General features: G+C 60.5%; 39 protein-coding genes. 4 read left to right on the top strand and 35 right to left on the bottom strand.

Annotated features, from left to right (window positions below; all coding sequences use genetic code 11):
- Positions 1-9: 9 nt before the first annotated feature.
- Both lptM and lysA read left to right on the top strand, forming a co-directional pair.
- Entirely contained in the window at positions 10-291 is a 282-nt protein-coding gene (lptM, locus tag BG60_RS24010) for an LPS translocon maturation chaperone LptM (protein ID WP_034473113.1), read from the top strand.
- Between the two features lie 44 nt (positions 292-335).
- The gene (gene lysA / locus BG60_RS24005; RefSeq protein WP_008344066.1) at positions 336-1,598 is read left to right on the top strand and encodes a diaminopimelate decarboxylase; all 1,263 of its coding nucleotides are present in this window, start codon (positions 336-338) and stop codon (positions 1,596-1,598) included.
- A gap of 50 nt (positions 1,599-1,648) precedes the next feature.
- On the opposite strand, the gene msrQ is transcribed toward lysA, so the two are convergent.
- The 5 genes from msrQ to BG60_RS23980 form a co-directional block, all read right to left on the bottom strand.
- Entirely contained in the window at positions 1,649-2,287 is a 639-nt protein-coding gene (gene msrQ, locus BG60_RS24000; protein ID WP_008344065.1) for a protein-methionine-sulfoxide reductase heme-binding subunit MsrQ, read from the bottom strand.
- A 3-nt stretch (positions 2,288-2,290) separates the two neighbouring features.
- The gene (gene msrP / locus BG60_RS23995) at positions 2,291-3,280 is read right to left on the bottom strand and encodes a protein-methionine-sulfoxide reductase catalytic subunit MsrP (protein WP_008344063.1); all 990 of its coding nucleotides are present in this window, start codon (positions 3,278-3,280) and stop codon (positions 2,291-2,293) included.
- Positions 3,281-3,412: 132 nt separating this feature from the next.
- Entirely contained in the window at positions 3,413-4,615 is a 1,203-nt protein-coding gene (gene ccsB, locus BG60_RS23990; protein ID WP_008344060.1) for a c-type cytochrome biogenesis protein CcsB, read from the bottom strand.
- Between the two features lie 4 nt (positions 4,616-4,619).
- Positions 4,620-6,851 (bottom strand): cytochrome c biogenesis protein ResB, encoded by a 2,232-nt coding sequence (locus BG60_RS23985; protein WP_034473112.1) that lies wholly within the window; start codon positions 6,849-6,851, stop codon positions 4,620-4,622.
- A 176-nt stretch (positions 6,852-7,027) separates the two neighbouring features.
- The gene (locus BG60_RS23980) at positions 7,028-7,702 is read right to left on the bottom strand and encodes a c-type cytochrome (protein WP_033536975.1); all 675 of its coding nucleotides are present in this window, start codon (positions 7,700-7,702) and stop codon (positions 7,028-7,030) included.
- A 301-nt stretch (positions 7,703-8,003) separates the two neighbouring features.
- On the opposite strand from BG60_RS23980, the gene yihA reads away from it, so the two are divergent.
- Both yihA and hemB read left to right on the top strand, forming a co-directional pair.
- Positions 8,004-8,666, top strand: a complete 663-nt coding sequence (gene yihA, locus BG60_RS23975; protein WP_008344055.1) for a ribosome biogenesis GTP-binding protein YihA/YsxC — start codon at positions 8,004-8,006, stop codon at positions 8,664-8,666.
- Between the two features lie 254 nt (positions 8,667-8,920).
- Positions 8,921-9,919: a porphobilinogen synthase gene (gene hemB, locus BG60_RS23970; RefSeq protein WP_008344053.1), complete on the top strand. Its 999-nt coding sequence runs from the start codon at positions 8,921-8,923 to the stop codon at positions 9,917-9,919.
- A 36-nt stretch (positions 9,920-9,955) separates the two neighbouring features.
- Here the strand turns inward: hemB and dsbD are convergent, their stop codons facing one another.
- From dsbD to rplC, 30 genes are all read right to left on the bottom strand, one after another.
- The gene (gene dsbD, locus BG60_RS23965; RefSeq protein WP_008344051.1) at positions 9,956-11,776 is read right to left on the bottom strand and encodes a protein-disulfide reductase DsbD; all 1,821 of its coding nucleotides are present in this window, start codon (positions 11,774-11,776) and stop codon (positions 9,956-9,958) included.
- Positions 11,769-12,101 carry a divalent-cation tolerance protein CutA gene (gene cutA, locus BG60_RS23960; protein WP_008344049.1) on the bottom strand — a complete coding sequence of 111 codons (333 nt, stop codon included), beginning with the start codon at positions 12,099-12,101 and terminating at the stop codon, positions 11,769-11,771. The genes dsbD and cutA overlap by 8 nt, the downstream gene beginning before the upstream one ends.
- A 147-nt stretch (positions 12,102-12,248) precedes the next feature.
- Entirely contained in the window at positions 12,249-12,644 is a 396-nt protein-coding gene (gene rplQ / locus BG60_RS23955) for a 50S ribosomal protein L17 (RefSeq protein ID WP_008344047.1), read from the bottom strand.
- 138 nt (positions 12,645-12,782) lie between these two features.
- Entirely contained in the window at positions 12,783-13,760 is a 978-nt protein-coding gene (locus BG60_RS23950; RefSeq protein ID WP_008344045.1) for a DNA-directed RNA polymerase subunit alpha, read from the bottom strand.
- Positions 13,761-13,894: 134 nt separating this feature from the next.
- On the bottom strand, positions 13,895-14,518 hold the full coding sequence (gene rpsD / locus BG60_RS23945; RefSeq protein ID WP_008344042.1) for a 30S ribosomal protein S4: 624 nt from the start codon (positions 14,516-14,518) through the stop codon (positions 13,895-13,897).
- A gap of 160 nt (positions 14,519-14,678) precedes the next feature.
- Complete coding sequence (gene rpsK, locus BG60_RS23940) at positions 14,679-15,083, bottom strand: 30S ribosomal protein S11 (protein WP_006052224.1); 405 nt, start codon at positions 15,081-15,083, stop codon at positions 14,679-14,681.
- Positions 15,084-15,111: 28 nt separating this feature from the next.
- Positions 15,112-15,477 (bottom strand): 30S ribosomal protein S13, encoded by a 366-nt coding sequence (gene rpsM / locus BG60_RS23935; RefSeq protein ID WP_008344037.1) that lies wholly within the window; start codon positions 15,475-15,477, stop codon positions 15,112-15,114.
- A gap of 41 nt (positions 15,478-15,518) precedes the next feature.
- Entirely contained in the window at positions 15,519-15,635 is a 117-nt protein-coding gene (gene rpmJ / locus BG60_RS23930) for a 50S ribosomal protein L36 (protein ID WP_004199844.1), read from the bottom strand.
- Between the two features lie 20 nt (positions 15,636-15,655).
- On the bottom strand, positions 15,656-15,874 hold the full coding sequence (infA, locus tag BG60_RS23925; RefSeq protein ID WP_004521905.1) for a translation initiation factor IF-1: 219 nt from the start codon (positions 15,872-15,874) through the stop codon (positions 15,656-15,658).
- A gap of 8 nt (positions 15,875-15,882) precedes the next feature.
- Positions 15,883-17,229 (bottom strand): preprotein translocase subunit SecY, encoded by a 1,347-nt coding sequence (secY, locus tag BG60_RS23920; protein WP_034473111.1) that lies wholly within the window; start codon positions 17,227-17,229, stop codon positions 15,883-15,885.
- 41 nt (positions 17,230-17,270) lie between these two features.
- On the bottom strand, positions 17,271-17,705 hold the full coding sequence (rplO, locus tag BG60_RS23915) for a 50S ribosomal protein L15 (RefSeq protein ID WP_008343934.1): 435 nt from the start codon (positions 17,703-17,705) through the stop codon (positions 17,271-17,273).
- A 29-nt stretch (positions 17,706-17,734) separates the two neighbouring features.
- Complete coding sequence (gene rpmD / locus BG60_RS23910) at positions 17,735-17,917, bottom strand: 50S ribosomal protein L30 (protein ID WP_006400644.1); 183 nt, start codon at positions 17,915-17,917, stop codon at positions 17,735-17,737.
- Between the two features lie 10 nt (positions 17,918-17,927).
- Positions 17,928-18,446, bottom strand: a complete 519-nt coding sequence (gene rpsE / locus BG60_RS23905) for a 30S ribosomal protein S5 (RefSeq protein ID WP_008343875.1) — start codon at positions 18,444-18,446, stop codon at positions 17,928-17,930.
- 14 nt (positions 18,447-18,460) lie between these two features.
- Positions 18,461-18,826, bottom strand: coding sequence for a 50S ribosomal protein L18 (rplR, locus tag BG60_RS23900; RefSeq protein WP_008343872.1), 366 nt, complete (start codon positions 18,824-18,826; stop codon positions 18,461-18,463).
- Positions 18,827-18,838: 12 nt separating this feature from the next.
- On the bottom strand, positions 18,839-19,369 hold the full coding sequence (gene rplF, locus BG60_RS23895) for a 50S ribosomal protein L6 (RefSeq protein ID WP_008343868.1): 531 nt from the start codon (positions 19,367-19,369) through the stop codon (positions 18,839-18,841).
- A gap of 18 nt (positions 19,370-19,387) precedes the next feature.
- Complete coding sequence (rpsH, locus tag BG60_RS23890; RefSeq protein ID WP_008343866.1) at positions 19,388-19,783, bottom strand: 30S ribosomal protein S8; 396 nt, start codon at positions 19,781-19,783, stop codon at positions 19,388-19,390.
- 14 nt (positions 19,784-19,797) lie between these two features.
- On the bottom strand, positions 19,798-20,103 hold the full coding sequence (gene rpsN, locus BG60_RS23885; RefSeq protein ID WP_008343864.1) for a 30S ribosomal protein S14: 306 nt from the start codon (positions 20,101-20,103) through the stop codon (positions 19,798-19,800).
- Positions 20,104-20,110: 7 nt separating this feature from the next.
- Complete coding sequence (gene rplE / locus BG60_RS23880; protein ID WP_008343862.1) at positions 20,111-20,650, bottom strand: 50S ribosomal protein L5; 540 nt, start codon at positions 20,648-20,650, stop codon at positions 20,111-20,113.
- A 14-nt stretch (positions 20,651-20,664) separates the two neighbouring features.
- Positions 20,665-20,973 (bottom strand): 50S ribosomal protein L24, encoded by a 309-nt coding sequence (gene rplX / locus BG60_RS23875; RefSeq protein WP_008343860.1) that lies wholly within the window; start codon positions 20,971-20,973, stop codon positions 20,665-20,667.
- Between the two features lie 9 nt (positions 20,974-20,982).
- The gene (gene rplN / locus BG60_RS23870; protein WP_006998478.1) at positions 20,983-21,351 is read right to left on the bottom strand and encodes a 50S ribosomal protein L14; all 369 of its coding nucleotides are present in this window, start codon (positions 21,349-21,351) and stop codon (positions 20,983-20,985) included.
- A 302-nt stretch (positions 21,352-21,653) separates the two neighbouring features.
- On the bottom strand, positions 21,654-21,926 hold the full coding sequence (gene rpsQ, locus BG60_RS23865; RefSeq protein WP_008343854.1) for a 30S ribosomal protein S17: 273 nt from the start codon (positions 21,924-21,926) through the stop codon (positions 21,654-21,656).
- The gene (gene rpmC / locus BG60_RS23860) at positions 21,923-22,117 is read right to left on the bottom strand and encodes a 50S ribosomal protein L29 (protein ID WP_008343853.1); all 195 of its coding nucleotides are present in this window, start codon (positions 22,115-22,117) and stop codon (positions 21,923-21,925) included. Before rpmC ends, rpsQ begins: the two co-directional genes overlap by 4 nt.
- Before the next feature lie 10 nt (positions 22,118-22,127).
- Positions 22,128-22,544, bottom strand: a complete 417-nt coding sequence (rplP, locus tag BG60_RS23855; protein WP_008343852.1) for a 50S ribosomal protein L16 — start codon at positions 22,542-22,544, stop codon at positions 22,128-22,130.
- Between the two features lie 2 nt (positions 22,545-22,546).
- Positions 22,547-23,341: a 30S ribosomal protein S3 gene (gene rpsC, locus BG60_RS23850; protein WP_008343851.1), complete on the bottom strand. Its 795-nt coding sequence runs from the start codon at positions 23,339-23,341 to the stop codon at positions 22,547-22,549.
- A 10-nt stretch (positions 23,342-23,351) separates the two neighbouring features.
- Positions 23,352-23,681 (bottom strand): 50S ribosomal protein L22, encoded by a 330-nt coding sequence (gene rplV, locus BG60_RS23845; RefSeq protein WP_007730533.1) that lies wholly within the window; start codon positions 23,679-23,681, stop codon positions 23,352-23,354.
- Positions 23,682-23,693: 12 nt separating this feature from the next.
- Complete coding sequence (rpsS, locus tag BG60_RS23840; protein WP_008343850.1) at positions 23,694-23,969, bottom strand: 30S ribosomal protein S19; 276 nt, start codon at positions 23,967-23,969, stop codon at positions 23,694-23,696.
- 10 nt (positions 23,970-23,979) lie between these two features.
- Positions 23,980-24,807 carry a 50S ribosomal protein L2 gene (rplB, locus tag BG60_RS23835; protein WP_008343849.1) on the bottom strand — a complete coding sequence of 276 codons (828 nt, stop codon included), beginning with the start codon at positions 24,805-24,807 and terminating at the stop codon, positions 23,980-23,982.
- Positions 24,808-24,809: 2 nt separating this feature from the next.
- Positions 24,810-25,124 carry a 50S ribosomal protein L23 gene (gene rplW, locus BG60_RS23830; protein ID WP_008343846.1) on the bottom strand — a complete coding sequence of 105 codons (315 nt, stop codon included), beginning with the start codon at positions 25,122-25,124 and terminating at the stop codon, positions 24,810-24,812.
- Positions 25,121-25,741, bottom strand: coding sequence for a 50S ribosomal protein L4 (rplD, locus tag BG60_RS23825; protein ID WP_008343845.1), 621 nt, complete (start codon positions 25,739-25,741; stop codon positions 25,121-25,123). Before rplD ends, rplW begins: the two co-directional genes overlap by 4 nt.
- The gene (gene rplC / locus BG60_RS23820) at positions 25,741-26,400 is read right to left on the bottom strand and encodes a 50S ribosomal protein L3 (RefSeq protein ID WP_034473127.1); all 660 of its coding nucleotides are present in this window, start codon (positions 26,398-26,400) and stop codon (positions 25,741-25,743) included. Before rplC ends, rplD begins: the two co-directional genes overlap by 1 nt.
- Positions 26,401-26,584: the final 184 nt, after the last annotated feature.

Genomic DNA, 26,584 nt, shown 5'->3' with positions numbered 1-26,584 from the left:
GGGACGGTCATGCGAGTCGTTTTCAAGATGAGCGCGATTGTAGCGGCTTTGAGCATCGGCGCCGCGGCAACGCTCTCGCTCGGCGGTTGTGGGCAACGCGGTCCGCTGTATCTGCCAAGAGTGCCGCCGCTGCCGCAACGTCCCAACGACCTCCAGAATACGCCGCCTTCGAACGTCGCTGCGGACAGCGAAACGGCATCGAGACAGCCGCTCTCGCTTTCGCCCGAGACCGATCTCAAAACCAGTCCCAATGGTGCATCGGCGCCGAAAGCCGCGTCGTCCGCTTACTGATCCTCGAGCCTTAACGCCTTCGTGGCGCACTTTCGATTCCACGCATGAGTGATTCCGCATTCCACTACGTCGACGGCGTGTTGCACGTCGAAGGCGTCTCAGCCGCGTCGCTCGCGGACCAGTTCGGCACGCCGCTCTACGTCTATTCGCGCGATGCCCTCACGCGCGCCTATCACGCTTACGCCGATGCCTGCGCCGGCCGCAAGGCAACGGTGCACGTCGCGGTGAAGGCGAACAGCAATCTCGCGGTGCTCAACGTGTTCGCGCGCATGGGCGCGGGCTTCGACATCGTGTCGTCGGGCGAGCTCGCGCGCGTGCTCGCGGCCGGCGGCAAGGCGGAGAACACGGTGTTTTCGGGCGTCGGCAAGACGGTGGCCGAAATGCGCGAGGCGCTCGAAGCGGGCGTCAAGTGCTTCAACGTCGAGTCGATTCCCGAGTTGCACGCGCTCAACGAAGTCGCGAAGTCGCTCGGCAAGAAAGCGCCGGTTTCGCTGCGCGTGAATCCCGACGTCGATGCAAAAACGCATCCGTACATCTCCACCGGCCTCAAGTCGAACAAGTTCGGCGTCGCGTTCAGCGATGCGCGCGCGACGTACGCGCAAGCGCATGCCATGCCGAATCTCGATGTCGTCGGCATCGATTGCCATATCGGCTCGCAGATCACCGAAATCAGCCCGTATCTCGACGCGCTCGACAAGCTGCTCGAACTCGTCGAGCAGATCGAAGCGGACGGCATGAGCATTCGTCACGTCGATGTCGGCGGCGGTCTCGGCATCACCTACGACGACGAAACGCCGCCCGATATCGGCGTGTTCGTGAAGACGCTGCTCGATCACATCGAGAAGCGCGGCCACGGTCAGCGCGAAGTGTATTTCGAGCCGGGGCGCTCGCTCGTCGGCAACGCGGGCGTGCTGCTGACGCGCGTCGAGTTCCTGAAGCCGGGCGAGGAAAAGAACTTCGCCATCGTCGATGCCGCGATGAACGACCTCGCGCGTCCTGCGATGTACGAGGCGTTTCATCGCATCGTGCCGGTCGTGAAGCGCGACGAGAAAGCGCATACATACGATGTCGTCGGTCCGGTATGCGAAAGCGGCGACTGGCTCGGACGCGATCGCGAGCTGTCCATCGCGCCCGGCGATCTGCTCGCGATCTGCTCGGCGGGCGCGTACGGCTTCGTGATGAGCTCAAACTACAACACGCGTCCGCGCGCCGCCGAAATCATGGTCGATGGGGAACGCGCGCGGCTCGTGCGCGAGCGTGAGGAAGTGAAGCAGCTGTTCGCCGGCGAATCGATTCTGCCGGACTGAAGCGCCGCGCTTCGAACGAAAAAGCGATGCCCTGACAAGCATCGCTTTTTTTATGCGCGTCGCGCTTTGAGCCAGGCGATCACGCGCCAGCCGAGCAGCACGATCACGATCGAGCCGTAGATCTTCGGCAGTTCGAGATCGTGTTTGCCCGCCTTCATCCACCAGAAATGCAGGATCGCGAGCGCGGCGATCAGATAGATCGCGCGATGCAAGGTCTGCCAGCGACGGCCGAGCTTGCGCACCATCGCTTTCGGCGATGTGACCGCGAGCGGAATCAGCAGCACGAACGCCGCGAAACCGACCGTGATGAACGGCCGCTTGCCGATGTCCTTCAGCATCGCGGCGACATCGAACCATTTGTCGAACCAGATGTACGTCGTGAAGTGCAGTACGGCGAAGAAGAACGCGAAGAGACCGATCATCCGGCGAAAGCGCGCGAGCGCCGTCACGCCCGTCAGGCGGCGCACGGGCGTGATCGCGAGCGTGATGCACAGATACACGAGCGTCCAGAGGCCGGTCGAGCGCGTGATGAATTCGATCGGATTCGCGCCCAGGCCGCCCGTCGCGCCGAGCAGCACGAGACGTGCGAGCGGAAACAGCATCGCGACGAACACGACGATCTTGACCGGAACGATCCATCGCGGTCCCGTCGCGACGCGCGCGCTTTTGATCTGGGAAGCGGACGACATCGTTCAGAAGTTCTTCTTCAGATCCATGCCGGCATACATCGACGCGACCTGATCGCCGTAGCCGTTGAACATGAGCGTCTTGCGTTTCGGCTGAAAGAAGCCGTCCTCGCCGATGCGCCGCTCCGTCGCCTGACTCCAGCGCGGATGATCGACATTCGGATTCACGTTCGAAAAGAAGCCGTATTCGCTCGGCGCGTAGAGATTCCAGCTCGTTGGCGGCTGTTTCTCGACAAAGCGGATTTTCACCAGCGATTTCGCGCTCTTGAAACCGTACTTCCACGGCACGACGACACGCACCGGCGCGCCGTTCTGGTTCGGCAGCACTTCGCCGTACAAGCCGACGGTCAGCAGCGTGAGCGGATTCATCGCCTCGTCCATGCGCAGACCTTCGGAATACGGCCATTCGAGGATCGGCGTCGAAAGTCCCGGCATCTGCGACGGATCGGCCAGCGTGATGAACTGCACGTACTTCGCGTTGCCCGTCGGCCCGGCGCGCTTGATGAGCTCCGACAACGACACGCCGATCCACGGAATCACCATCGACCAGCCTTCGACGCAGCGCAGCCGGTACACGCGTTCCTCGAGCGGCGCGAGCTTGAGAATGTCGTCGATGTCGTAGACCTTCGGATTCTTGATCGCGCCCTCGACGGACACTTTCCACGGCCGCGGACGCAGCGTGCCGGCGTGGGCGGCGGGATCGTCCTTGTCGGTGCCGAACTCGTAGAAGTTGTTGTAGCTCGTGATGTCCTTGAACGGCGTCGGCTTGTCGAGCGCGACGAACTTCGGGTTGGTCGTCGCGGCCAGCTTCTGGCCTTTGGCGTCGGGCGATGTCAGCGTCGCGTGGGCGAGGCCGCTCGCGCCGGCGAGTCCTGTCGCGGCGAGCGCGCCGAGCGAACGAAGCGTGCGCCGGCGATTCTCGAACACGTCGCGCGGCGTGATTTCGTGACTCGCAATGTCATCGCCGTACAGATTACGGCCTTGTTTGATCCACATGAAGCGTGACTCCTTCCGTTCATTCTTGTACGGAGAAAACAGCAGATTGGATGCCAGTATTCCACCGCAAAACGAAAAAAAACCGCCAGCGCTCGTCACGCATGGCGGTCTTTTTCGATTCGACGCTGCCGATCAGAGCTTGCCGTAACTATGCAAGCCCGAAAGGAACATGTTGACGCCGAGGAACGCGAAGGTCGTGACGATCAGGCCCGTCAGCGCCCACCATGCGGCGGCGGCGCCGCGCAGGCCTTTCATCAGGCGCATGTGCAGCCACGCGGCGTAGTTCAGCCAGACGATCAGCGCCCAGGTTTCCTTCGGATCCCAGCTCCAGTAGCCGCCCCACGCTTCCGCCGCCCACAGCGCGCCGAGGATCGTCGCGATGGTGAAGAACGCGAAGCCGACGGCAATCGACTTGTACATCACGTCGTCGAGCACTTCGAGCGACGGAAGGCGGTCCGCCATGAAACCGCGCTGCTTCGCGAGATACGCGACGGAGACCATCGCCGAGAGCGCGAAGCTGCCATAGCCGATGAAGTTCGCCGGAACGTGGATCTTCATCCACCAGCTTTGCAGCGCGGGGACGAGCGGCTGAATCTGCTGTGCATCGCGCGCGATCGAATACCACATCAGGAAACCGACCGCCGCGCTGATGACGAGCAGCACGAACGCGCCCATCGCGCGCGTCGAGTAATGCTGCTCGTAGTAGAGATAAAACAGCGACGTGATGAGGCAGAACAACACGAAGACTTCGTACAGATTCGAAATCGGAATATGGCCGACGTCCGAGCCGATCATGTAGGACTCGTACCAGCGCACCATCAGGCCGGTGAAGCCCATCAGCACCGCGACCCACGTCATGCGCGAGCCGATCGCGCCGCCCGTCTGCGAGCGCGTCGCAAGGCCGATCCAGTAGAAGAGCGTCGCGAGGATGAAGAGCGCGCTCATCCACAAGATCGCGGACTGGCTCGACAGGAAGTACTTGAGGAAGAAGTTCGTGTCGGCGCGAGCGAGGTCGTGCTGATAGAGCTGGATCGAGAAAAGCGACAACACCGCGATCAACGCGATCAGCAGGCGTACCGGTTTCCAGCGCCAGCCGAGCACGACGAACGTCGGCACGGCGCCGACCAGCACGGCCGTGTCGTACACGTCCATGTACGCGTGATAGCGGTTCAGCGCGAAACCCGCGCCCGCGACCATCGCGAGGGCGAAGAGCCAGTCGATCAGCGTGAGCCTGCGCAGGAACGGACGATCGTCGAACTCGGCGACATCGGGAAGCCCCGATGCCGGACGTTCCGTCTTGGCGGAGGCGTGGGAGGAAGTCTGTGTGAGGTCCATGATCTTACCGTGTTGAAACTTCCGAGTTCGGGGTCTCGGTTTGCGAATGCCGGTGCGCGTTTTGCGCCGGGGACGGATCGGCCGGTACTTCCGGCTTCACGCCGAGCGCCGCTGCGATCTGCGCGCGCGTACGCACGAACTCTTTCTCGAAATCGAACGTGCGGCGGGCGGTGGACATCGCCATCAGCACGCTCGCGCCGCCCTGGCCCGTATCTTTGAGCCAGAACCAGAGCCGGCGTTCGCGCACGTAAAACATCGCGAAAATGCCGACGACCAGCAGAAGGCTGCCAAGATACACCAGATTTTTACCCGGCGCGCGCGTCAACTGGAATACCGAAGCTTGCACTTGCCTGAAGTTGTCCAGTTGCAGAAAGACCGGCGAACCGTACAGAAAGCTGTCGGAAAGCGCGTTGATGGACGATTGCACGAACGCGGCGTTCTTATCGTCCACTTTAGCCGCGGGCTGGCCGTTTTGCTCTCGGGAAATCTGCCATACGTCCCACATCGCGCCTTCGAGCATCCTCATCAGCAGGCCGGCGGCTTTCTCCTGCTCGCCCTTCGGCACCGATTTGTCGATAAACATCGCGATGCTCTGGAAACCGCCAATCATCTGCGGATTCGTCGTCGCCTTGCCGGTTTCATCGGCGCCTGCGAAAAGATTCAGCACGCGGACGGCGCTTTCCTCCAGATGTTTCTGCAGTTCACCGTTTTCCTGCGGCACCGAACGCAACGCGAAACGATGCGCGGCTTCGGCGCGCGTCGCCGGCGTCGCGAGCGCGGCGCGCAGGTCCATCCACTGTTTGACGGTGCCCTGATCGTCGGCGGGAATGCGCAGATAGCGGAACGGATCGTTCGGGCTCAGGCGCATGCCCGCGAGGAACATACGCTGGCCGCTCACGTCCACGGGCACCATGTAGTTGCTGTATTCGCGCGCCTGGCCGTCCGTGCCGCGCACCTTGTATTGCACCGACGGGCCGATATTGCGCAGATCCGTCGGTCTCGACGTTTTGGCGCCTGAGCCGAGGCGCTCGTCGAATGCATCGCGCAGCGTTTCCTTCTTGCCGACGCCGCGCGCGTCGGGCGCGCCGCTGCCGTCGGTCATGTTCTCGACGTTGATCGCGCGGAAATCCGTGAACTCGACCGTCTCGCCCTGCGCGCCCGCGAACTGCGCGCCGATGGGCGCCGTGCCGCCGATCGTCCCGCTGAACGGCGCGGTCTTCGCGCTGCCGCCGGTCATCGGCCAGGCGGTCATTTCGAGTTTCGAGCCGCCGTCCTGAAAGCTCGATTGATAGATCGAAATGCCGTCATACGTGAACGGCTTGTTCACTTCGATGCGCGCCGGAATGCGCTTGCCTGTCTTGTGATCGATGACGACGATATCGCTCGCGAAGAGCTTCGGCATGCCGGTCGAGTAGTAATCGACGATGAACTTATTGAGCTGAATCGAGAACGGCAGGTCCTGAATGATCGAGCCGTCTTGCTGATTCAGTATCGCCGTGCCGACGAACTGCCCTTCGGGCACCCATGCGTAGCCGCGGAAAGTCGGATTCGACGTTGAAAGACGATGCTCGCGCGGAATGTCGTTGATGACGGCGTTGCTGTTGATCGGCGTCTTGTTGAACATCCACATCTGCAGCTTGATGGGCAGATTGCTGTCCAGCAGACCGCCGATACAGATCACGACGATCGCCAGATGCGCCGAGATATAGCCGATCTTGGTCATCGCGCCGCGCTTGGCGGTGATGAGCGTCGCGCCGTTGTCGGTCTCGCGCGTCTTGAAGCGGTAGCCCATCTTCGCGGACAGGCGTTCGAGCGTCGCGGCGGTCTGCGCGCGATCGGCCGTGACCGTGAACTCGCCCTTGTGATGGAACGCGCGCAGCCCGCCTTCGTGCACGCGATCCTTCCAGCTCTTGATGTCCGCGATCATCTTCGGGCTGTTTCGGATCACGCACAGCGACACCGAGATCACGAGGAAAATCAGGATCAGCATGAACCACCATGCGCTGTACACGGTGTAGATGCTCAAGCCACGGAAGATGTCCGCCCAGAACGGGCCGAACTGATTGACGTAGTTGGGATACGGATCGTCCTGCGTAAGCACCGTGCCGATGATGCTCGCGATCGCCAGAATGACCAGCAATGCGATGGCGAAGCGCATCGAACTGACGAGTTCGACGAAATGCCTGATGGCCCGACGGCTCGACTTCGACTGCAAACCCGATGTGGTGACGCTCATTCAAACTCCGGCTGGACAGCAAAAAAGGGTGGAGACGCTGGCGGTCTTTGTCGACCGACGTCCCACCCTTTTCTTGTTTTCGCGCCGGTCTTCTCGGATAGTCCGGGACCGGCTTCGTAGTATGGGCGATTCTCCGTCTCTGCATGGAGAACCGCTGGACGCTGACTGCTATGCGTTCAATGCAAACCGGCGATGTAGTCGGCGACCGCCTTCATCTCCGCTTCGTTCAGGCGCGAGGAAATCTGGTGCATCGGCTCGCTGTTGTTGCGTTGTCCCGATGCGAAGGCGTTCAACTGCGCCACTGTGTAATCGCCCCACTGCCACGACAGCCGCGGATACTGCACCGGAATGCCCATGCCCGTCGCGCCGTGGCACGCCGCACACGCCGGCACGCCCTTGTCCGCGATGCCGCCGCGGTAGATCTTCTGGCCCAACGCGACGTCGTTCTTGTCGCGCGCGTAATTGGGCTTTGCCTTCTGCGACGCGAAGTACGCCGCGACGTTCACCATGTCCTGATCCGATAGCGCGCCCGCGATGCCCGCCATGATCGGATTGTTGCGCGCCGGTGCCTTTGCACCCGGCTGCGTCTTGTAATCCTTCAACTGCTTGACGATGTACTCGGCGTGCTGCCCCGCGAGCCGCGGAAATGCCGCGCCGGCGCTGTTGCCGTCTGCCGCGTGACACGCCGCGCACACCTGAGTCGCGATAGCCTGGCCTCGCGTCACATCCGGCTTGGCCGGTTGCGCGGGCTCCGCCGCACTCACTGACGTCGATACCGCCAGACCACTCAAACCTGCACCGAAAGCCGCCGCTGCCCGAATCACCACCAGAGACCTGTACAGTCGGTTCATTCGCGTACCCTGTTTTTCGTCTTGTGAGAATGTGAGGTTCTGCAAAAAACGACGGCGACCGATCATCGCCGCAAGATACCCGAACTCGCTGAACGAAGAGGCCCAAAAGTACGCCTCTGAAAACTGTCTCGCTCCTTGTGGGTGCCGCCTGCGGCTTGGGTCTTGCGTGCCCGCTGATCTTTAAAAATCCGTCGTATTGTACAATAACCCGCTATACGCAAAGACGCCAGTCGGGGCATGCCCAGTATTTGCCGGGTTCTCAAGGCTTCGGTTTTCGCAGCGCTTTCGATTGGACCCGCCCATGTCATTCCTGCTTCATCAATCCCGCTTCTTCACGACCGTCAACCATCTGCGCGATCTGCCGCCGACGCCGCAACCCGAAATCGCATTTGCGGGGCGCTCGAACGCGGGTAAATCGACGGCGATCAATATCCTCTGCAATCAGAAGCGGCTTGCTTTCGCGAGTAAAACGCCGGGGCGCACGCAGCATATCAATTACTTCTCCGTCGGTCCGGAAGCCGCGCCGGTCGGCTATCTCGTCGACCTTCCCGGATACGGTTACGCCGAAGTGCCGGGCGCCGCGAAGGAACATTGGCAGCGGCTGCTTTCGACGTACCTGCAAAGCCGCGCGCAACTGTGCGGCATGATCCTGATGATGGATTCGCGCCGGCCGCTCACCGACCTCGATCGCATCATGATCGACTGGTTCGCGCCGACCGGAAAACCGATTCACGCGCTGCTCACCAAATGCGACAAATTGACGCGACAGGAGATGACGAACGCCCTGCGTGCGACCAAGAAATCCTTCGCCGAATATAAAGACGCGGGCTATCGCGGCGAACTTACGGCGCAGCTCTTTTCGGCGCTCAAACGGACGGGCATCGACGAGGCTCACGAACAGATCGAAAGCTGGCTGATACCGGAAGAAGCCGGCGAAAACGCGTCAGAAGACGCAGCCGAGTGAGCGCGGCGCGTGCGCGCCGGCATAAAAAAACCCGCCGCATAACGGCGGGTTAATAGCCTAATCGAATAACGACAGGCACCCGCTCAGGGAGGAGAAGCGGGGAGTCCGGCGGCAAGCGCCTCGCTCGATCGGTATGATATACCATTGTCTCAAAGCGGTTTCAGACGCAGCCAAGTGCTTGTTCGGCAAGGGTTTAGGCGTCTCGGAACACGTTTTCGACCTCCCCTGAAGACCACCCAAATTCGAGTCGAAATATGAGCTTCTATCCTCACCATCGCCCGCGCCGGATGCGCCGCGATGACTTCTCGCGCCGTCTGATGCGCGAAAACATCCTCACGACGAACGACCTCATCTATCCCGTGTTCATCGTCGAAGGTACGAATGTGCGGCAGGCCGTGCCGTCGATGCCCGGCGTCGAGCGCACGTCCGTCGATTTGCTGATGAAAGTCGCCGAGCAATGCGTCGAACTTGGCGTGCCGGTGCTGTCGCTGTTCCCGGCGATCGAACCGTCGATCAAGACGCCCGATGGCCGCGAAGCCACGAATCCGGACGGTCTCATTCCGCGCGCCGTGCGCGAGCTGAAGAAGAACTTCCCGATGCTCGGCGTGCTGACCGACGTCGCGCTCGATCCGTACACGAGCCACGGCCAGGACGGCGTGCTCGACGAAGAAGGCTACGTGAAGAACGACGAAACGAGCGAAATTCTCGTCGAGCAGGCGCGCACCCAAGCTGAAGCGGGCGTGGATATCGTCGCGCCGTCGGACATGATGGACGGGCGCATCGGCGCGATCCGCGAGATGCTCGAAAGCGAAAGCCACATCCACACGCGCATCATGGCGTATGCGGCGAAGTACGCGTCGGCATTCTACGGCCCGTTCCGTGACGCCGTCGGTTCCGCAGCGAATCTCGGCAAGAGCAACAAGATGACGTATCAGATGGACCCGGCCAACTCCGACGAAGCGATGCGCGAAGTGCGCATGGACATCGAGGAAGGCGCGGACATGGTGATGGTCAAGCCGGGCATGCCGTACCTCGACATCGTGCGGCGCGTGAAGGACGAGTTCCGCTTCCCGACGTACGCGTATCAGGTGAGCGGCGAGTACGCGATGATCAAGGCGGCCGCGCAGAACGGCTGGATCGATCACGACAAGGTCATGATGGAAGCGCTGCTCGCGTTCAAGCGCGCGGGCGCGGACGGCGTGCTGACGTACTTCGCGCTGGATGCGGCGCGGATCATTCGCGCTTCCGTGTAAGCGCCAAAAGGGCGATGCGAGTGCATCGCCCTTTTTTTATCCGTTCAGTTTATCGAGACTCTTCAGAAACGTATCCGCCGATTCATACCCGACCACGCGCGCGACTTCGTTGCCCTGCGCATCGAAGAAGATGATTCCCGGCGGCCCGAAAAGCTTGAAGCGCTTGAGGAGAATTTGATCGTTCGTGTTGTTGGCGGTCACGTCCGCGCGCAGAAGATTCAGTTGCGCGAGGCGCGCTTGCACACGGGCGTCGGAGAAAGTCAGCTTCTCCATTTCCTTGCACGACACGCACCAGTCCGCGTAGAAATCGAGCATCGCGGGACGCGCCGCCGCTTTGACCGCCGAGTCCAGTTCCGCCGATGAACGCACCGGCGCGAAGATCAGGCCCTGCGATCGCGCATTCGCCGACGGCTCGCTGCGGGAAGCCAGCACGGCGAGCGGGCGCAGCGGATCTGTCGAACCCGCCGCCAATCCGACGAGCAGCGTCGCCGCCCAGATCGCGAATGCCGCTCCGAGCCCGCGCCCGAGCCGCTTCCACACACCGACAGGCGCCGCCGCGCCCGACGAGAACAATCCGAGCGATGCCGCCGCGATCAGCAGCCATAGCGCCGCGAGCAGCATCTGCGCAACGCCGCCGATGACCGGCCAGACGATCCACAGCGCGGCCGCGAGCAGCACGACGCCGAAGAAGACCTTCACGCCGTCCATCCACGCACCGGCGCGCGGCAGAACCGAACCCGCGCCGAGCCCGATGACGAGCAGCGGCACGCCCAGTCCGATGCCCATTGCGAAGAGCGCGGCGCCGCCGAGCGCAGCGTTGCCGGTGTGCGCGATGAACGCGAGCACCGCGAAAAGTGGCGCAGTCATGCACGCGCCGACCACGAGCGCGGACAGCGCGCCCATCGCCGCGACTGCCGCGAACTTGCCGCCGCTGCGCTTCTGCGATGCTTCGTTGACGCCCGCTTGCCAGCGCGCGGGCAGCGCGATATCGACGCCCGAGATCAACGCGATGGCGAACGCCGCGAGCAGCAGGCCGAACGCGCCGAGCACCCACGGGTTCTGCAGCCACGCGCCGAGGCTTTGTCCGATCAACGCGGCAGCGACGCCGAGCGCGGTATAGACGAGCGCCATGCCGATCACGTACGAAACCGACAATGCGAATCCGCGCGAACGCGTCACACGCGCGCCTTCGCCGACGATGATCGCGGACAGAATCGGGATCATCGGATACGAGCATGGCAGGAGGCTCAGTACCATGCCGGCAAGGAAATAGAGTCCGACGACTGTGAAGAATCCGCCGCCCTCGAGCATCGATTGCGCGTAGTCGGCGCTGGTCGCGCGCTCGAACCAAGTGTCGCCGGTGTTTGCGCTCGTCGTCGCGGTCGGTGCCGCGCCCGCGGGCTGGAGCGCGTCGCCGCGCACACGATAGGCCTTCTCCATCGGCGGATAGCAGATGCCGCCATCCGCGCAACCCTGCGACGTCACCGCGAGCTCGAACGGCCCGTTCGCTTTCGTCACCGGAATACGGATGATCAGTTCGCCGCGATACGTCTCGACGTCCTTGTTGAACGTCTGATCGAAATGAACTTTGCCCGCCGGAAGTTGCGCCGCGCCGATGGTCGCGTCGCCGCTCTTCACCGCGAACGCGAAACGCTCACGGTACATGTAGTAGCCGTCGGCGATCTTGTAGCGCACGTCCACTTCGCCCGGCTTTTCGGATGCGCTGAATTTGAACGCGACGTCGGGCTCGAGGAAATCGTCGGCTGCGCGCGCGGCGCCCGACAGCAGCGCGAACGCCGCCAGGAAGAGAAACGCGCCGAAAAGTCGCCGCGTGACAAGGCGAGAAAACTCAAACATGAAGAGGACGCTGCGTTTCTGCGTTGACCCACTGGCCGTATCCCGGCGATGCATCGACCTGCCAGACGAGGATTTCGGGCGTTTCATATGGATGTCGAGCCTCGACGAAGCGCTGCAATTCTGCGCTGCGCGCGACGCTCGTCTTGAACAACAACTGCACTTCCTGCGACGACTCCAGCACGCCCTTCCAGTGATATTGCGACGACACGGCGCCGAGATTCGTCACGCACGCCGCGAGCCGCGCGTCCAGCGCCGCTTGCGCGAGCGCATCGGCTGCGGCGGCGTCGGGCAGCGTGGACAGCATCAAAACGACGGGGACGTTCACTCGGCGTGCTCCGAGAGGTTAATTGCGTATCGTAGCATCGGCGGCTGACACTCACTTTTACGCCTCGGCGCGCTGAAATGTCGCAGCCAGAAAGCAAAAAGGCCAAGCTCTAAGCCTGGCCTTTCTGGTAACAACCGAAAACGGGATTTATTCCGCTTCTTGCACTTCTTCCGTCTCTTCGACTTCCGGGCGATCCATCAGTTGGACCAGCGCCATCGGGGCGTTATCGCCGACGCGGAAACCGAACTTCAGGATGCTCAGGTAGCCGCCCGGGCGGTTCGCGTAGCGCGGGCCGAGCACGTCGAACAGCTTCGCGACGGAATCACGATCGCGCAGGCGGTTGAACGCCAGACGACGGTTCGCGAGCGACGGCTTCTTGCCCAGCGTGATGAGGGGCTCGACGACCTTGCGCAGTTCCTTGGCCTTCGGCAGCGTCGTCTTGATGACTTCGTGCTCGATCAGCGAGTTCGACATATTGCGGAGCATTGCCAGACGATGGCTGCTCGTGCGGTTCAGTTTCCGCAGACCATGCTTATGACGCATTTCAGTTCCTTTAACGAGTTTTGATCCAGCTCTTCTATTGCACCCTAATTTGCGTGCACGGGCCGGTCAGGTAAAAGCAAGACGCGGATTTTAAAGCAAAATCCGCGTCTTTGCCAAGTTACGCGACTGTGTTTGGTATTACTTGTCCAACCCGGCCGGCGGCCAGTTTTCGAGCTTCATACCAAGCGTCAGACCGCGCGACGCCAGCACTTCCTTGATTTCGTTCAGCGACTTGCGGCCGAGGTTCGGCGTCTTCAGCAGCTCGTTTTCCGTGCGCTGGATCAGGTCGCCGATGTAGTAGATGTTCTCGGCCTTCAGGCAGTTCGCCGAGCGAACCGTGAGTTCAAGATCGTCCACCGGACGCAGCAAGATCGGGTCGATCTGCGGTGCGCGCGACGGTGCTTCTGCTGCCGCTTCCGTGCCTTCCAGTGCGGCGAACACCGACAACTGATCGACCAGAATGCGAGCCGACTGGCGGATCGCTTCTTCCGGCGAAATCACGCCGTTGGTCTCGATGTTCATCACGAGCTTGTCGAGGTCGGTGCGCTGTTCGACACGTGCGCTTTCGACGGCGTAGCTCACGCGGCGAACCGGCGAGAACGACGCGTCCAGCACGATGCGGCCGATGATCTTGGCCGACTCTTCGCCATAGCGACGCACGTTGCCCGGCACGTAGCCGCGGCCCTTTTCGATCTTGATCTGAACGTCGAGCTTGCCGCCCTTCGACAGGTGAGCGATCACGTGTTCCGGATTGATGACCTCGCAGTCGTGCGCGAGTTCGATATCGCCGGCCGTGACAACGCCTTCGCCTTCCTTGCGCAGCGTCACCGTGACTTCGTCCCGGTTGTGCAGCTTGAAGACGACACCCTTCAGGTTCAACAGCAGGTTGACCACATCCTCTTGCACACCATCGAGCGTCGAGTATTCGTGCACGACGCCTGCGATCGTCACTTCGGTCGGCGCGTAGCCGATCATCGACGACAGCAGCACGCGCCGAAGCGCGTTACCCAAGGTGTGGCCATAGCCGCGTTCGAACGGCTCCATAACCACTTTCGCATGGTTCTCACCAAGCGATTCAACTGCAATGATCTTGGGCTTCAACAAACTGGTTTGCATAGGTTTTCCTTTTCAATACCCTCGGCTCGTTACACCGATAAGGCTGACCGGTGACAACCTGAAAATAAACAGCCGAGGCCACCTCTTGCCACGAGCAATCAGGCTCCCCGGCTGTCCATCCATTACCGCCGCGATTAACGCGAATACAATTCGACGATCAGGCTTTCGTTGATGTCGCCGGCGATGTCGCTACGCTCGGGCATCGACTTGAACGTGCCTTCGAACTTCTTCTCGTCGACCGACACCCAGCTCGGCATGCCGCCTTGCTGCGCCAGCGAGAGAGCTTCGACGATACGAGCCTGCTTGCGCGACTGCTCGCGCACGGACACGACGTCGCCCGACTTCACTTGCAGCGACGGGATGTTCGCGACTTGGCCGTTCACCATGATCGCCTTGTGGCTCACGAGCTGACGTGCTTCAGCGCGCGTCGAGCCGAAGCCCATGCGATACACGACGTTGTCGAGACGCGACTCGAGCAATTGCAGCAGGTTTTCGCCCGTCGGGCCCTTGCGGCGGTCGGCTTCAGCGAAGTAGCGGCGGAACTGACGCTCCAGCACACCGTAGATACGCTTCACTTTCTGCTTTTCGCGCAACTGGGTACCGTAGTCGGACGTACGCGCGCCCGAGGTGCGGCCGTGCTGGCCGGGCTTGCTGTCGAGCTTGCACTTGTCGGCGAGGGAGCGGCGTGCGCTCTTCAGGAACAGATCAGTGCCTTCACGGCGGGACAGCTTTGCTTTGGGACCGGTATAGCGTGCCACGTTGCATCCTTAAATATTGATCACGCAAACTTCCGTTGAACTTCAGTCTGCGCTAGTCCGAACCCTTTGGGCCGAACGGTGGGCTTAGTCAAAACTTACTAACGCACGAAACCCGCCGATACTCGCGCATCGACAGGCAACATGCGGTTGCGTCGACGTATTAGATACGACGGCGCTTCGGCGGACGGCAGCCGTTGTGCGGGACCGGCGTCACGTCGGAGATCGCGGTGATCTTGATGCCAAGACCATGCAACGCGCGCACCGCCGATTCGCGGCCAGGACCGGGGCCCTTGATCCGCACTTCGAGGTTCTTCACGCCGTATTCCATTGCCACGCGACCAGCCGATTCGGCTGCGACCTGAGCTGCGAAGGGCGTCGACTTACGCGAGCCCTTGAAGCCCTGACCACCCGAGGTCGCCCATGCCAGCGCGTTACCTTGACGGTCGGTGATCGTGATAATGGTGTTGTTGAACGACGCGTGAACGTGAACCACGCCCTCGGCGACGTTCTTCTTGACCTTCTTGCGAACGCGTTGCGCCGCGGAGTTGTTCGAAGCCTTAGCCATTACGTTTTCCTGTAACTGTCAGTTCCGCTTACTTCTTCAGCGATTGCGCTGCACGACGCGGACCCTTGCGCGTACGGGCATTCGTGCGCGTACGCTGGCCACGCAGGGGCAGGCCCTTGCGGTGGCGCATGCCGCGGTAGCAACCCAAGTCCATCAGGCGCTTGATGTTCATCGTCACTTCACGGCGCAGGTCGCCTTCGACGATGAACTTGCCCACTTCGTCACGCAGCTTTTCGAGGTCTGCGTCGGTAAGGTCTTTGACCTTCTTCGAAAATTCCACGCCAGCAGCGGTGCAGATGCCACGCGAACGCGTGCGGCCGATGCCGAAGATTGCCGTCAGGCCGATCTCGGTATGCTGGTGATTCGGGATGTTAACCCCTGCGATACGAGCCATTGTTTTTCCTCAAACAAAAAGCGCAAGCAAAAGCGCGGCGTTCAGCCTTGACGCTGTTTGTGGCGCGGATCAGAGCTGCAAATCACGCGCACAACGCCCTTGCGCTTGATGATCTTGCAATTGCGGCAAATGCGCTTAACCGATGCCATCACTTTCATGATATTACCCTTTTTTCAAATCACTTCGCCCGGAACACGATCCGTGCACGAGACAGATCGTAAGGCGTCAATTCAACCGTAACCTTGTCGCCCGGCAGGATGCGGATGTAGTGCATCCGCATCTTTCCGGAAATATGTCCCAGGACGACATGGCCATTTTCCAATTTCACCCGGAAAGTAGCGTTGGGAAGGTTTTCGATGACCTCACCCTGCATCTGGATAACATCGTCTTTGGCCATAGTCCTTATTAACGCATCGGGACGTTGCCACCCTTGAAGTTTGCCTTCTTGAGCAGCGATTCATATTGTTGCGACATAACGTACGACTGCACCTGAGCCATGAAGTCCATCGTGACGACGACAATGATCAGCAGCGACGTTCCACCAAAATAAAACGGCACGTTCCAGCGCAACACCAGAAACTCAGGCAGCAGGCACACGAATAGGATGTAGATCGCACCAGCCAGCGTAAGACGCGTGAGGATGCGGTCGATATATCGTGCAGTCTGATCGCCCGGACGGATACCCGGAACGAAAGCACCGCTCTTCTTCAAGTTGTCGGCGGTCTCCCGGCTGTTGAACACCAATGCGGTGTAGAAGAAGCAGAAGAAGACGATCGCCAACGCATACAGCAGCACGTACACCGGTTGACCGGGCTTCAGCGCCTCGGCCACGTTGTGCAGCGTGTTCGCGAACCAGTTGGTGCGCGTACCCGAACTGAACCAGTTCAGGATGGTTGCCGGGAAGAGGATGATCGACGACGCGAAGATCGGCGGAATCACACCCGACATGTTCAACTTCAGCGGCAGATGAGACGACTGTCCGCCGTAAATCTTGTTACCGACCTGGCGCTTCGCATAGTTCACGAGGATCTTGCGCTGACCGCGTTCGATGAACACGACCAGATACGTGACCGCCGCGATCAAGACCACGATGATGATCGCCGAGATGATGCTCATCGAACCGGTGCGAACCAGTTCGAACAGACCACCGATCGCGTTCGGGAAACCCGCTGCGATACCACCGAAGATGATGATCGAGATGCCGTTGCCGAGACCACGCTCCGTGATCTGCTCACCGAGCCACATCAGGAACATCGTGCCCGTCACGAGCGTGACGACCGTCGTCAGCCGGAACACCATGCCGGGGTCCAGCACCAGAGCCGGCTGGTTTTCCAGCGCGACCGCGATACCGAACGCCTGGAAGGTCGCCAGAACCACCGTGAAGATACGCGTGTACTGCGTGATCTTACGTTGTCCCGCCTGCCCTTCCTTCTTCAGCGCCTCCATCTGCGGCGACACGATCGACAGCAACTGCATGATGATCGACGCCGAAATGTAGGGCATGATGCCCAGCGCAAAGATCGTGAACCGCGACAGTGCGCCACCCGAGAACATGTTGAACATGCCAAGGATGCCGCCCGACTGGCTCTGGAACAGCTTCGCCAGTTGATCCGGATCGATGCCGGGCACCGGAATATGCGCCCCAATGCGGTAGACGATCAGCGCAAGCAGCAGGAACACTGCACGCCGGCGCAGATCGCCGAATTTCGCCGCGCTTCGACCGGTTTTTGCGAGACTCGGGCTGTTAGCCAAGTACCTTCTCCGATGCTAGTGCTAGTAACGGCGAAAGCGCGTTACTCGGCGAAAGAGCCGCCAGCGGCTTCGATTGCCTCACGGGCGCCCTTCGTTGCCGTCAGGCCCTTCACCGTGACCTTGCGCGTGATCTCGCCGGTCTTGATGATCTTCGCGCTCTTGATGAGCTCGCCGACCAGACCCGCTTGCTTCAACGCCAACAGATCGATTTCGTCGACCGGCAGCTTCTCGAGATCAGCCAGGCGCACTTCACCGACGAATTCCTTCGTCAGCGAGGTGAAGCCGCGCTTCGGCAGACGACGCTGCAGAGGCATCTGACCGCCTTCGAAGCCGACCTTGTGAAAGCCGCCCGAACGCGATTTCTGACCCTTGTGGCCGCGGCCAGCGGTCTTGCCGAGGCCCGAACCGATACCGCGACCGACGCGACGCTTAGCGTGCTTCGCGCCTTCCGCCGGCTTCAGGTTATTCAATTCCATGTTCAACTCCTTGGATCCGTAGGTCGCGCTTAGGCGATGACCTTAACGAGGTACGAGACCTTGTTGATCATCCCGCGCACTGCCGGCGTGTCCTGCAGCTCGGAAACCGAGTTCAGGCGACGCAGGCCGAGGCCACGCACCGTTGCGCGGTGCGATTCGCGGGTCCCGATCAGGCTCTTGACGAGCTGAACCTTGACAGTTTTTTCAGACATGGTGACCACCTTAGCCCAGAATGTCTTCGACGGACTTACCACGCTTCGCAGCGATGTCTGCCGGGGTCGACTGCTTGCGCAGGCCGTCCAGCGTCGCACGAACGAGGTTGTACGGGTTCGTCGAACCGTGGCTCTTGGCCACAACGTTTTGAACGCCCATCACGTCGAACACTGCGCGCATCGGGCCGCCAGCGATCACGCCGGTACCGTCCTTCGCCGGAGCGAGGAGAACCGCCGATGCGCCGTGCTTGCCGTGCACTTCGTGTTGCAGCGTGCCGTTCTTCAGGGGCACCTTGAACATGTTGCGGCGGGCCTGCTCCATTGCCTTTTGAACGGCAACCGGAACTTCCTTGGCCTTGCCCTTGCCCATGCCGATTCGGCCGTCACCGTCGCCAACCACGGTCAGTGCGGCGAAGCCGAGAATACGGCCACCCTTCACGACCTTGGTCACGCGGTTGACCGAAATCATCTTTTCGCGCAGGCCGTCGTCGCGTTCGTCAGCCTGAACTTTCGCTTGCATCTTTGCCATGACGAATTCTTCCCTTAGAACTTGAGCCCGGCTTCACGCGCCGCATCAGCCAGCGCCTTCACGCGGCCGTGGTAGCGGAAACCCGAGCGGTCAAAGGCGACGGATTCGATGCCGGCAGCCTTGGCCTTTTCGGCGATACGCTTGCCGATCAAGGTCGCGGCGTTGACGTTGCCGCCCTTGCCCGACTTGTCGGCCAGTTCAGCGCGCACTTCAGCTTCCAGCGTCGAGGCGCTTGCCACGACCTTCGTGCCGCATGCCGAGAACACTTGCGCGTAGATATGCGTATTCGTGCGATGCACGGCCAGACGCGGAACCTGCAGCTCAGCGATCTTGATACGCGTCTGACGAGCGCGGCGCAGGCGAGATTGAGTCTTATCCATGATTGCGCACCCTTACTTCTTCTTCGTTTCTTTGAGGATCACGACCTCGTCGGAATAGCGCACGCCCTTGCCCTTGTACGGCTCGGGCGGACGATAGCCGCGCACTTCTGCTGCGGTCTGTCCGACTTTCTGCTTGTCGATCCCCTTGATCACGATTTCGGTCTGCGACGGGGTTTCAGCCTTGACGCCTTCCGGCATCTGGTGCACCACGGGGTGCGAGAAACCCAGCGACAGGTTCAGCTTGTCGCCTTGCGCTTGCGCACGATAACCGACGCCAACCAGCGTCAGCTTGCGCTCGAAACCCTTGGTGACGCCTTGCACCATGTTCGCCAGGAGGGCGCGCATCGTGCCGGACATCGCGTTCGCTTCGCGGCTTTCATCCGTCGGAGCCAGCTTCAACGTGCCGTCTTCGTTCGTCACGGCAACCAGCTTGTTGACCGGTTGCGAGATCGTGCCGAGCGGACCCTTCACGGTGATGACGTCGCTCTTGATGGCCACTTCCGCGCCTTGCAGCGCGATCGGGCTTTTACCTACTCGAGACATGTTTCTTCTCCTTAGGCGTTAAGCGACGTAGCAGATGACTTCGCCACCGACGCCGTTCTGGCGCGCCTTGCGGTCGGTCATCACACCCTTCGGCGTCGACACGATTGCAACGCCCAGGCCGTTCATCACGGTCGGGATGTCATTGCGACCGCGGTACACGCGCAGACCGGGCTTCGATACGCGCTCGAGGCGCTCGATAACCGGACGGCCAGCGTAGTACTTCAACGCGATGTTCAATTCCGTCTTCGCACCTTCCGACTTGACTGCGAAGTCGTCGATATAACCTTCGTCCTTCAAAACCTGCGCAATCGCAACCTTGACTTTCGACGAGGGCATAGTCACCGAAACCTTCTCGACCATCTGCGCATTGCGGATGCGAGTCAGCATATCGGCGATAGGATCACTCATGCTCATTTATGTTTCTCCTATTACCAGCTCGCCTTGGTCAGGCCAGGGATTTCGCCGCGGAAAGCGATTTCACGAATCTTGCCGCGTGCGAGTCCGAACTTGCGGAACGTGCCACGCGGACGACCCGTGATCGCGCAGCGGTTACGCTTGCGAGTGGGGTTCGAGTTACGCGGCAGTTGTTGCAGTGCCAGACGCGCGAGGTAACGCTCTTCGTCCGACTTGCTTGCGTCGTCGATCACAGCCTTCAGCTCAGCACGCTTCGGAGCGTACTTGGCTGCCAGGCGCGCGCGCTTCTTTTCACGTTCGATCAGTGCCAGTTTAGCCACGGTAACCTCAGTTTCTGAACGGGAACTTGAAGCCGGCGAGCAATGCCTTTGCTTCTTCGTCGGTCTTCGCGGTGGTCGTGATGCTGATGTTCAGCCCACGCAGCGCGTCGATCTTGTCGTAGTCGATTTCGGGGAAAATGATTTGCTCTTTCACACCGATGTTGTAGTTACCACGGCCGTCGAACGCCTTGCCCGACACACCGCGGAAGTCGCGCACGCGAGGCAGCGCAACCGTCACGAAACGGTCCAGGAATTCGTACATGGCATTGCCACGCAGGGTAACCATCGTGCCAATCGGGTAGCCTTCGCGGATCTTGAAACCAGCGATTGCCTTGCGCGACTTGGTGATGACGGGCTTTTGGCCCGCGATCTTCGTGAGGTCACCAACGGCGTGCTCAAGCACCTTCTTGTCAGCGACGGCTTCGCCAAGCCCCATATTCAGGGTGATCTTGGTGAGGCGCGGCACTTCCATAATCGACTTGTAGCCGAACTTTTCAACCAGTTCCGGCACAACCTTTTCTTTGTAAATCTCTTGCAGACGAGCCATTTTTTAACTCCGCGTCAGGCGTTAAGCGTGGCGCCGGTCGACTTCAAGAAGCGAACCTTCTTGCCGTCTTCGACCTTGATGCCCACACGCGATGCCTTGCCATTCGCGTCGACCAATGCGACGTTCGAAATATGCAGCGGCATCGTTTTGGCTTCCACACCGCCCGTCGTACCCTTCATCGGGTTCGGCTTCACGTGCTTCTTGACGAGGTTGATGCCCTCGACGGTGACACGGTCGTCCGCAACGGCCAGCACGGTGCCGCGCTTGCCCTTGTCCTTGCCGGTGGTGACGATGACTTCGTCACCCTTGCGAATCTTGTTCATCGCGACTCCTTACAGCACTTCCGGAGCGAGCGAAACGATCTTCATGAATCGTTCGCTACGCAGTTCACGCGTAACCGGCCCGAAAATACGCGTGCCGATCGGCTCGAGCTTCGTGTTCAGCAGAACGGCGGCATTGCCGTCGAACTTGATGAGCGAGCCATCCTGGCGACGCACGCCCTTGGCCGTACGAACGACCACGGCGTTGTAGATTTCGCCCTTTTTCACGCGTCCGCGCGGCGTCGCTTCCTTGACGGTCACCTTGATGATGTCGCCAATGCTTGCGTAACGACGCTTCGAGCCGCCGAGCACCTTGATGCACATGACTTCACGCGCACCCGTGTTGTCGGCCACTTCAAGCCGAGTTTCGGTCTGGATCATGGTTTATCTTTCCCAACTTAATCCGATTGCACCACCATGGCACAGCCGGTCAGTCTTGGTCCCGTCAGCCAAATGGCTGCTTGGGTTAGAACAGGCAGCAACGGCAGACGAAACCCGCCATCGCAATCCGGTGAATCTGTCGACTCAGGCTAGCGCCCGAACCGGCTTCCCCCACCAATTTCGCCCGCGACGGGGCTCCCACAAAGAGGGAAGACCGAGATTATAACAAATAATCCCGGTCTTGCAAGCGAAACTTACTGCGATACAACTACTTACAGCATCGCGGCACTACAACTTCAGCTTTAGATCACGCGAGCCGCTTCAACCAGCTTCGACACAACCCAAGCCTTCGTCTTCGAAATCGGACGAGTTTCCTGGATTTCGACGAGATCGCCTTCGTTGTACGTGTTCGCGTCGTCATGCGCGTGGTACTTCTTCGAACGCACGACGTACTTGCCGTAGATCGGATGCTTCACGCGGTGCTCGACCAGCACGGTGACCGTCTTGTCCATCTTGTTGCTGACGACCTTGCCGACCAGCGTCCGCTTGAGCGAGGTTTTTACGCTATCGTTCATTTCTGGTTCGCCTTCTCGGTCATGACGGTACGCACGCGTGCGATGTCGCGACGGACCTTCTTCAGCTGGCTCGTGTTCGTGAGCTGCTGGGTCGCGAGCTGCATACGCAAGCCAAATTGCGCCTTGAGCAGATCCGACAGCTCCTTGTTGAGCGCGGCCTGGTCTTTTTGGCGAAGTTCAGTTGCCTTCATCATTTACTCCTTAGGCGCCGAGCTGACGGACCACGAAGTTCGTCTTGAGCGGCAGCTTGGCTGCCGCCAGACGGAACGCTTCGCGCGCCAGTTCTTCGGAGACACCGTCCATTTCGTACAGCATCTTGCCCGGTTGAATTTCAGCGACGTAGTACTCAGGGTTACCCTTACCGTTACCCATACGCACTTCGGCCGGCTTTTGCGAAATCGGCTTGTCCGGGAAGATACGGATCCAGATCCGGCCGCCACGCTTGATGTGACGCGTCATTGCACGACGCGCCGCTTCGATTTGACGCGCGGTCAAACGGCCGCGACCGATAGCCTTCAGACCGTATTCACCGAACGACACCGCGTTGCCGCGCGTCGCCTTACCGGTGTTACGACCTTTCTGCTCTTTGCGATACTTTCTGCGTTTCGGTTGCAGCATCGTTATTCTCCAGTCTTCGCGTCACCGCCAGCGCGACGGGGTGCGCCACGACGCGCGCCGCCCGGAGCGCCTTCACCGTCACGGCGCGGACGGCGATCGCCACCCGGACGTGCGTTGCGGCGCGGACGCTTTTCTTCCGCCACTTCTTCCACGACCGGCGCTTCGTTGCGGCCCAGGGTATCGCCCTTGTAGACCCACACCTTCACGCCGATGATGCCGTACGTGGTCTTCGCTTCGGACGTCGCGTAGTCGATATCCGCACGCAGCGTATGGAGGGGCACGCGACCTTCGCGATACCACTCGGTACGAGCGATTTCGATACCGTTCAGACGACCCGCGCTCATGATCTTGATGCCTTGTGCACCAAGACGCATCGCGTTTTGCATCGCGCGCTTCATCGCACGGCGGAACATGATCCGGCGCTCGAGCTGCTGCGTGATGGAATCGGCGATCAGTTGCGCGTCCGTTTCCGGCTTGCGAATCTCTTCGATGTTGACGTGAACCGGAACGCCCATGCGCTTCTGCAGTTCAGCCTTCAGCGATTCGATGTCCTCGCCCTTCTTGCCGATGACAACGCCCGGACGCGAGCTGTAAATCGTGATGCGCGCGTTCTTCGCCGGACGCTCGATGACGACGCGACCAACCGAAGCGTTCTTCAGCTTCTTCTTCAGGTATTCACGAACACCGATGTCTTCCTGCAACATCGCCGCGAAATTGTTGTTGTTCGCATACCAGCGCGAAGCCCAATTGCGGCTGACGGCCAAACGGAAGCCAGTCGGATGAATTTTCTGTCCCATCGTTGGCTCCTTAATTCCCGACCGTCACAGTGATGTGACAGGATTGCTTCTCGATGCGGTTACCACGACCCTTTGCGCGTGCGGTGAAACGCTTCAGCGAAGCAGCCTTGTCGACGTAGATGCTCGTGATCTTGAGCTCGTCGATGTCGGCGCCTTCGTTGTGTTCCGCATTCGCGATCGCAGACAGCACGACCTTCTTGACGATACCCGCCGCCTTCTTCGGCGAGAACGTCAGGACGTTCAGCGCCTTGTCGACCGGCAAACCACGAATCTGGTCAGCCACAAGGCGCGTTTTCTGCGCCGAGATGCGGGCACCGCGATGAATTGCTTTCACTTCCATCTTGATTGCCCCTTATTTCTTGGCCTTCTTGTCGGCCGCGTGACCCTTGAACGTACGGGTCAGTGCGAACTCGCCAAGCTTGTGGCCGACCATGTTTTCCGTGACGTACACCGGAACGTGTTGGCGACCGTTGTGAACAGCGATCGTCAGACCGATGAAGTCCGGCAGAATCGTCGAACGACGCGACCAGGTCTTGATCGGCTTCTTGTCACGCGTCGATGCAGCCGCCTCAACCTTCTTCAGCAAATGAGCGTCGCAGAACGGACCTTTTTTAGCAGAACGTGTCATTGCCTACTCCTTAACGCTTGTGACGGCGCTGGACGATCATCGTCGTCGTGCGCTTGTTGCTGCGGGTGCGATAACCCTTCGTCGGCGTGCCCCACGGGCTCACCGGATCGCGACCTGCAGCCGTCTTACCTTCACCACCGCCGTGCGGGTGATCGACCGGGTTCATTGCAACACCACGCACCGTCGGACGGATACCGCGCCAGCGGTTCGCACCGGCCTTACCGATTTGACGGAGGCTGTGCTCTTCGTTGCCGACTTCACCGATCGTTGCGCGGCACTCGACGTGCACGCGGCGGATTTCGCCCGAACGCAGACGCACTTGAGCGTAGACGCCTTCGCGCGCCAGCAGCATTGCCGACGTACCAGCCGAACGCGCGATCTGCGCGCCCTTGCCCGGCAGCATTTCGATGCAGTGGATCGTGGTACCGACCGGGATATTGCGGATCGGCAGAGCGTTTCCTGCGCGGATCGGCGCTTCCGAACCGGACATCAGTTGCGCGCCGACCGCCACGCCCTTCGGCGCGATGATGTAGCGACGCTCGCCGTCTGCGTACAGAACCAGCGCGATGTTCGCGCTACGGTTCGGGTCGTACTCGAGACGTTCGACCTTCGCCGGAATGCCATCCTTGTTGCGACGGAAATCGACGATACGGTAGTGCTGCTTGTGACCACCACCTTGGTGACGCGTGGTGATACGGCCGTTGTTGTTACGGCCCGCCGACTTGGATTGCGTGTCGAGCAGCGCTGCGTGCGGCTTGCCCTTGTGCAGATCCTTGTTGACGATCTTGACCATCGCGCGGCGACCCGGCGAGGTCGGCTTAACTTTCACGATTGCCATGATTACTTGGCCTCCGCTTCAAAGTTGATTTCCTGGCCGGGCTTCAGGCAGACGTACGCCTTCTTCACGTCCTTGCGCTTGCCGTTGAAGCGGCCAAAGCGCTTTGCCTTGCCCTTCGTGACGAGCACGTTGACGGAATTGACTTCGACCTTGAACAGCAGCTCGACAGCAGCCTTGACTTCCTGCTTCGTGGCGTCCGGCGCGACTTCGAACACGACTTGTTCGTTCTTGTCGGCAACCAGCGTCGCCTTTTCGGAGATCACCGGCGCGAGCAGAACTTGCATCAAACGATGATCGTTTTTGCGAATCTCGCTCATGACAGCAACTCCTCGATCTGAGCGACCGCAGCCTTCGTGATCAGAACCTTCTTGAAGTAGATCAGCGAGAGCGGGTCGGCGTAACGCGGCTCGACAACCGCCACGTGGGCCAGGTTGCGCGACGCGAGGTACAGGTTTTCGTCGACCGTATCGGTGATGACCAACACGGAGTCGAGACCCATTGCCTTGAATTTTTCGGCCAGCAGCTTGGTCTTCGGGGCTTCGAGCACGAAGTCTTCGACCACGGCGATACGGCCTTCGCGAGCCAACTGCGAGAAAATCGAGCGGAGACCCGCGCGATGCATCTTCTTGTTGACCTTGTGCGAGAAGTTTTCTTCCGGCGAATTCGGGAAGATGCGACCACCGCCGCGCCACAACGGGCTCGACGACATACCGGCACGAGCGCGGCCCGTACCTTTCTGACGCCACGGCTTCTTGGTGGTGTGCTTGACCTGCTCGCGGTCCTTCTGCGCGCGGTTGCCGCTACGTGCGTTCGCCTGATAAGCGACGACGACCTGGTGAATCAGGGCTTCGTTGTAATCGCGACCGAACACGACGTCCGATGCGTTCACGCCAGCGCCTTCCTGACCATTGGCATTCAGGAGCTTAAGTTCCATTATTTCGCTCCTTTCACAGCACGCGTCTTGACGGCCGGGATCACGAAGACCTTGCCACCCTTCGCACCCGGAACAGCACCGCGGACGAGCAGCAGATTGCGCTCAGCGTCGATGCGGGCGATTTCGAGATTCTGGACCGTGACGGTCTCGTCACCGAGGTGACCGGTCATGCGCTTGCCCGGGAACACGCGGCCCGGATCCTGCGCCATACCGATCGAACCCGGAACGTTGTGCGAACGCGAGTTACCGTGCGATGCGCGGCCCGAAGCGAAGTTGTAGCGCTTGATCGTACCGGCGTAGCCCTTACCGATCGACGTGCCTTGCACGTCAACTTTCTGGCCGACTTCGAAAATATCCGTACCGACGACGGCACCATTCGACAGTTCACCTGCCTTGGCCGCATCGATATGGAATTCCTTGAGGATTTCACCGGCTTGAACGCCGGCTTTGGCGAGGTGGCCCGCCAACGGCTTCGTCACGCGCGATGCGCGACGAGTACCGAATGCAACCTGAACGGCGGTATAACCATCCGTTTCAACGGTCTTGATCTGCGTCACGCGGTTGTCCGACACGTCCAGCACGGTGACGGGGATCGAATCCCCCTCAGGCGTGAAGATACGGGTCATGCCAACCTTGCGACCTACGAGTCCAAGGCTCATCGTTTTCTCCATTCCCAACTGCGATTGGTCGGGGCTGATTTACAAATGCCGGCTTCGTTACGAGAAACTGGGTCGGCTATTCTTGCACCACTTTCTTGCGCCTTTGCATGCGCATAGGCGCGAAAAGCCTTGGAGTATAACAAGGCTTTTCGAATCCTGCAAGCAATCAAAGACTTAGCTCCGT

Origin of the sequence: Caballeronia zhejiangensis (assembly GCF_000698575.1) — a bacterium.
Lineage (GTDB): Bacteria > Pseudomonadota > Gammaproteobacteria > Burkholderiales > Burkholderiaceae > Caballeronia > Caballeronia zhejiangensis.
Note: the sequence above shows the minus strand (reverse complement) of the source record. Positions and strands in the feature narration are given on the sequence as shown.